The sequence below is a fragment of the Deferrisoma sp. genome (assembly GCF_054681715.1).
In genome coordinates, this window is the sequence record NZ_BAAHFQ010000164.1 from 1 (window position 1) to 5994 (window position 5994).

The 5994-nt window shown below is 67.7% G+C and carries 5 protein-coding genes and 2 pseudogenes; 1 reads left to right on the plus strand and 6 read right to left on the minus strand.

Annotated features, from left to right (window positions below; all coding sequences use genetic code 11):
- From ACY0I8_RS15375 to ACY0I8_RS15385, 3 genes are all read right to left on the minus strand, one after another.
- Positions 1-191: S26 family signal peptidase (locus ACY0I8_RS15375; protein ID WP_461395442.1), on the minus strand; the 191-nt coding region annotated here is incomplete at its 3' end.
- A 389-nt stretch (positions 192-580) separates the two neighbouring features.
- Positions 581-2386, minus strand: a complete 1806-nt coding sequence (gene lepA / locus ACY0I8_RS15380) for a translation elongation factor 4 (protein WP_461395441.1) — start codon at positions 2384-2386, stop codon at positions 581-583.
- Entirely contained in the window at positions 2383-3300 is a 918-nt protein-coding gene (locus tag ACY0I8_RS15385) for an ROK family protein (RefSeq protein WP_459942775.1), read from the minus strand. The genes lepA and ACY0I8_RS15385 overlap by 4 nt, the downstream gene beginning before the upstream one ends.
- A 218-nt stretch (positions 3301-3518) precedes the next feature.
- Here ACY0I8_RS15385 and ACY0I8_RS15390 point away from each other — a divergent pair, with 218 nt between their 5' ends.
- Positions 3519-4307, plus strand: a complete 789-nt coding sequence (locus tag ACY0I8_RS15390) for an ATP-binding protein (RefSeq protein ID WP_459942774.1) — start codon at positions 3519-3521, stop codon at positions 4305-4307.
- A gap of 36 nt (positions 4308-4343) precedes the next feature.
- Here ACY0I8_RS15390 and rplQ read toward each other — a convergent pair.
- The 3 genes and pseudogenes from rplQ to rpsD all read right to left on the minus strand — a co-directional run.
- A pseudogene (gene rplQ / locus ACY0I8_RS15395) lies at positions 4344-4782 on the minus strand (50S ribosomal protein L17); the annotation flags it as partial.
- A 24-nt stretch (positions 4783-4806) separates the two neighbouring features.
- Positions 4807-5838 carry a DNA-directed RNA polymerase subunit alpha gene (locus ACY0I8_RS15400; RefSeq protein ID WP_459942772.1) on the minus strand — a complete coding sequence of 344 codons (1032 nt, stop codon included), beginning with the start codon at positions 5836-5838 and terminating at the stop codon, positions 4807-4809.
- Positions 5839-5874: 36 nt separating this feature from the next.
- Positions 5875-5994: pseudogene (rpsD, locus tag ACY0I8_RS15405) on the minus strand (30S ribosomal protein S4); the annotation flags it as partial.

The following is a 5994-nucleotide window of genomic DNA, read 5'->3' on the forward strand; positions in this document are numbered from 1 at the left end:
ATGCCGTAGAGGAACTTGTTCACCAGGAGGTGGTCCCCGATCTGGAGCGTCGGGAGCATGGACCCCGAGGGGATCTTGAAGGCCTGGACCACGGCACCCCGGATCGCGACGGCCAGCAGGATCGCCACGACCAGGGCCTCGGCATATTCTGGAATCTTCTCCCAAGAGTCGCCTCTTTCCTGCTGCGGCAGATATTTCAGTGCGCAGACGGCAAGAATCGCTCCCAAAAAATAGAGAACGGTCCCCCCCCTGCGCCCGCCTCCCACCGATCGAAACACAGCACCACTATCACCCCCCGACAAAAACCAGGCCAAACCAATAGCAAGGCCACACCACACTAGATAATACTTTGAAAAAATCTCCTCCGCCCTTGAACATGGCTCCTTCCAGTGGTCAACAGCATACCCCAATAAAACGAACCCAGCTGCAATAAAGAATAACAGCAATACCGGACTGAGCTTTTGATATTGAGGCACCCGAAGCATAAAGTTCAGTAGAGAAAAGATCAGCCCCCCGCTGACAAGGGCTGTCCCTCCCCACAAGTATGCTTTTCTTTTTCGTTCGGTCCACTCGGCCGCGCTCATTCGTCACCCACCTTGAGGATCGCCAGGAACGCCTCCTGGGGAATCTCCACCCGACCCACCTGCTTCATGCGCTTCTTTCCTTCCTTTTGCTTCTCCAAGAGCTTTCGCTTCCGGGTGATGTCGCCGCCGTAGCACTTGGCCGTGACGTTCTTCCGCAGCGGCTTCACGTTGGTCCGTGCGATCACCCGGGAGCCGATGGCCGCCTGGATGCTCACCTCGAAGAGCTGGCGGGGGATCAACTCCTTCATCTTCCGGGTGAGCTCGCTACCCCGGTGGTAGGCCTTGTCCCGGTGCACGATCACGCTCAGCGCGTCCACCGGCTCGCCGTTCACGAGGATGTCGAGCTTCACCAGATCGGACGGCCGGTACTCCAGGAACTCGTAGTCCAGCGACGCGTATCCCCGGGACACGGTTTTCAGCCGGTCGTAAAAATCGAGCACGATCTCCCCGAGGGGAAGCTCGAACTCGAGCTGCACCCGGCTGCGGCCGTGGTAGAGGAGATTGCGCTGGATGCCCCGGCGGTCGATGCACAGCTTCATCACGTCACCCACGTACTCGTCGGGCACGTGGATCGTGGCCACCACGAACGGCTCCTCGATGCGGGCGAGCAGGTTCGCCGGCGGCAGGCTCGCCGGGTTTTCGACCTCCACGACCGTGCCGTCGGTTTTGACCGCCCGGAACCGAACCGTGGGGGCCGTGGTGATGAGATCGAGCCCGAACTCCCGCTCCAGTCTCTCCTGCACGATCTCCATGTGCAGGAGCCCCAAAAACCCGCACCGGAACCCAAAGCCCAGGGCCTGGCTCACCTCCGGTTCGAACCGAAAGCTCGCGTCGTTCAACCTGAGCTTCTCCAGGGCGTCCCGCAGGGCGTCGTAGTCGGCCGGGTCCTGGGGGTAGAGGCCGCTGAACACCATGGGGCGGACCTCCTGGAACCCCGGCAGGGCCTCGGCGGCCGGCCGCTCCGCGGCCGTGATCGTGTCGCCGATCTTGACCTCGCGAACCTCCTTCACCCCGGCGATCACGAACCCCACCTCCCCGGTCCCCAGCTCCGGAACCTCCTGGGGACGGGGCAGGAACACCCCCACCCGCTGCACCTCGAACTCCCGGCCCGTGGCCATGAACCGGATCCTTCCGCCGCGCCGCACGGCCCCGTCCACCACCCGCACCAGGGCCACGACCCCCTGGTAGGCGTCGTACCAGGAATCGAAGATGAGGGCCCGCAAGGGCGCCTCGGGGTCGCCCTTCGGCGGAGGGATCCGGCGCACGATGGCTTCCAGCACCTCCTCGGTGCCAATCCCCTGTTTGGCGCTTGCGAGCACCGCGTCGCTCGCGTCGAGGCCGATGATCTCCTCGATCTCGGCCTTCACCTCGTCGGGCCGGGCCCGGTCGAGATCGATCTTGTTCAGAACCGGTACGATCTCGAGGTCGTTTTCCACCGCCAGGTAAACGTTGGCGAGAGTCTGGGCCTCCACCCCTTGGCTCGCGTCCACCACCAGGATGGCGCCCTCGCAGGCCGCGAGGCTCCGGGACACCTCGTAGGAGAAGTCCACGTGTCCCGGCGTATCGATCAGGTTCAGCACGTAGTCCTGGCCGTCGGCGGCCCGGTAGGTGAGGCGCACGGTCTGGGCCTTTACGGTGATACCCCGCTCCCGCTCGATCTCCAGGGTGTCGAGCATCTGGTCGCGGGCCTCCCGCTCGGTCACGGCCCCGGTCCGTTCCATCAGGCGGTCCGCGAGCGTGCTCTTGCCGTGATCCACGTGCGCGATGATGCTGAAATTGCGGATGCGTTCCTGCGGCGTCATGCGCCCATGTTCTCCTTCGCGAGGATGGCCGCCCCCACCACCCCGGCATCGTCTCCCAACAGGGAGGCGGCCCACCGGAACCGCTCCAGCGGACGCGAAAACGCCCGCCGTCTTAGTTCTCTCCGGGCGTGGGGCTCGATCAGATCCCAGGCCCCGGCGAGCCCGCCCCCGATCACCATCCGGTCCAGATTGAGGAGGTTCACGAGTCCGGCCGCCGCGACGCCCACGGCCGCCCCGGCCCGGGCGAACACCTTCCGCGCCCTCGGGTCCCCGGCCCGGGCGGCCCCGGCGACGGCCGCGGCCCCTCCCTCCGTTGGGACGCCGGCCGCGCGGGCGGCCGCCACCACCGCCGTGGCCGAGGCGTACACCTCCAGGCAGCCCCGGGCCCCGCACCGGCAGCGCGGCCCGCCGGGGCGAAGCGGCATGTGCCCCACCTCCCCCGCCGTGCCGTCGGGGCCCCGGTACAGGGCCCCGTCAAGGATCAGTCCCCCCCCGACCCCCGTGCCGAGGGTCATCACCAGGAGCGCCCGGGCCCCCCGGCCCGCCCCCTTGGCCCACTCGCCCACGGCAATCGCGTTCACATCGTTTTCCACCCGCACGGGCAACCCTAGCGCCCGGCAAAGGTCGCCGCCGACCTCGCGGCCGTTGAGCGCTGGGAGGTTGGGCGCCACGGCCACCCGCCCCCGGTCCGGGTCGACGAGGCCGGGCACCCCGATCCCCACCCCCGCCGCGGCCCCCGGCCCCGGGGCGACCTGAGCAACCCCCTCGGCGATGGCCCGAAGCAGCTCCTCGTAGGTCCAGTCTCCCCCGGATCTCCGCCACCGTTTGCGGACCCGCATCGAACGGTCCAAGGCAGCGATCCGGAGGTTGCTGCCCCCGAGATCGACCCCCACCCAGATTCCCTGGCGCTCCACCGTCGCCTCCCGGCCGTGCCCGTGCCCCCGCGCCGCGCAAGAGGCGCGAGTCTAGCAGCGGGGCGTCTCGTGGGTAAAGCAGCGCCGCCACCCGGCGCTTTGACACGCTTTCCCCCCCGGTGTTATCAACCGATCCGTGCCCCCGCCCGGCGCCGCGCCCTTCCGGGGGAGACCGAAACGACCCACCGCGGGGACGACCCCGCCACGGAGGTTCCGACATGAAAATCGCGATCAGCGGAAAAGGGGGGGTGGGGAAAACAACCTTGGCCGGCTGTCTGGCCCGGTTCCTCGCGGACCAGGGGCAGACGGTGCTCGCCATCGACGCCGACCCCGACTCCAACCTGCCCTCGGCCGTGGGCGTGCCCCCCGAACGGCTCGCCGAGATCCAGCCCCTCGCCGCCATGAAGGACCTGGTGGCCGAGCGCACCGGCGCCCAGCCCGGAACCATGGGGGGCATGTTCAAGCTCAATCCCAAGGTGGACGACATTCCGGACCGGTTCTGCCTGGAGCACAACGGGGTGCGGCTCCTCACCCTGGGCACCGTACCGAAGGGCGGGGGCGGGTGTCTGTGCCCCGAGAGCACCCTCCTTCGGGTGCTCATGCGCCACCTCATGGTGGGCCGCGGCGAGACGGTGATCGTGGACATGGAGGCCGGCCTCGAGCACCTGGCCCGGGGGAGCACCGAGAGCATGGACGCCTTCGTCGTGGTGGTGGAACCCGGCCAGAGGGCCATCCAGACGGCCCACCAGATCCGGCGGCTCGCCACGGACCTGGGCGTCAAGGAGGTGCTCGTGGTGGGGAACAAGGTCCGGGACGAGGAGGACCGGGAGGTCATCGCCCGCGGGGTCGCCCCCATGCCGGTGCTGGGCCACCTCAGCCTCCGGGACTCCATCCGGGACGCGGACCGCAAGGGGGTGAGCCCCTACGACCTGGACCCCGGACTGCGGGAGGAGGTGGCGGGGATCTACGCCGCGATCCAGGGGTTCCGCAAGGACGGCGGCGACTGAGCACAAAAAGGGCAGGCCCTCGGGCCTGCCCTTTCCTGGTTCCCGCGGTCGTTCGGTTCCGGCCGGCCTACTCCGCTCCAGCCTCGGCCTCTTCTTCCTGGGCCTCGTCTCCGGCGAACGGCCCGTCCACCAGTTCCAGAAGGCTCACCGGCGCGTTGTCGCCCCGGCGGTACCCGAGCTTCACGATCCGGGTGTACCCGCCCGGGCGGTCCTTGTACCGGGGCGCGATCTCCTCGAAGAGCCGAGCCACCGCGTCGCGCCCGCGCACGTACGCCAGCGCCTGGCGCCGGGCGTGGAGCGTTCCCTCCCCGGCCAGGGTGATCAGCTTCTCCGCGACCCGCCGCGCCTCCTTGGCCTTGGCGTCGGTGGTCTTCACCCGGCCGTGCTCGAACAGGGAGGTCACCAAGTTCCGGAGCATCGCCTTTCGATGGGCGGTCGACCGTCCCAGCTTCCGACCCGCTTTGCGATGACGCATCTCTAACCCCTTCTTCTCGTAGGCTCAGGCTTCCTCTTCCGGGGCCCCCTCCTCCGGAGGGGTCCAGCCGGGGATCTCCATGCCCAGGTGCAGGTTCATCGTGGCCAGCACGTCCTTGATCTCGTTCAGGGACTTCCGGCCGAAGTTCTTCGTTTTGAGCATCTCGGCGTCGGTCTTCTGCACGAGCTCCCCGATGTAGCGGATGTTCGCGGCCTTCAGGCAGTTGGCCGCCCGAACCGAGAGCTCCAGTTCGCTCACCTTACGGTCCAGGTTCGGGTTGTACTCGTAGCGCTCCCCCGTGCCCTCCACAGCGCTCACCGGACGGGCTTCGGGCTTCTCATCCTCATCGAAGTTGATAAAGACCTGCACCTGCTCCTTCAGGATCTTGGCCGCATACCCCAGCGCGTCGGCCGGGGTCACGCTGCCGTCGGTCCAGATCTCCAGGATCAGCCGGTCGTAGTCGGTGCGCTGCCCCACCCGGGCTTGCTCCACCCGGAAGTTCACCTTCTCGATGGGGCTGAAGACCGCGTCCATCGCGATCCAACCGATGGGCATGTCCTCGTCGCGCATCCGGTCGGCGGTCACGTACCCCTTGCCCACCTTCACCACCATCTCGGCCTCGATGGTGGCCCCCTCGGAGAGGGTGGCGATCCGGTGGTCGGGATTGAGCACCTCCAGGGTGCTGCCCACCTCCAGGTCGCCGGCCTTCACCTCGCCCGGTCCGGTGCGCTTGAGCCGGATGCGCTTGGGCTTGTCGGTGTGGGCGCGGAACCGCACCTCTTTCAGGTTCAGGATGAGGTCGGTCACGTCCTCCTTCACCCCGGGGATCGTGCTGAACTCATGGGGCACCCCCTCGAAGTGCACCTGGCAGATCGCGGCGCCCTGGAGGCTCGAAAGAAGCACTCGGCGAAGGGCATTGCCCAGCGTGGTGCCAAACCCCCGCTCCAACGGTTCGGCCGTGAACCGGCCATACCGATCGGTGAGCGTGGCCTCCTCCACCTCGATGCCCTTCGGTCGGATCAACTCTTCCCAGTTGCGTTCCCTCAAGGTATCCACCCTCCGCAGCTCCTCCAAGGGGCGTCCCAACGCCCGTTACTTGGAGTACAGCTCCACGATGAGGTGCTCTTCGATCGGCAGCGTGATGTCCTCGCGCTCCGGCCACTCCTTCACGGTGCCCTGGAAGGCCTTCGGGTCCACCTCGACCCACCGCGC

Coding starts and splice junctions, on each gene's coding strand:
- lepA (WP_461395441.1), bottom strand. CDS start 2,386: ATGACGCCGCAGGAACGCATCCGCAATTTCAGCATCATCGCGCACGTG.
- ACY0I8_RS15390 (WP_459942774.1), top strand. CDS start 3,519: ATGAAAATCGCGATCAGCGGAAAAGGGGGGGTGGGGAAAACAACCTTG.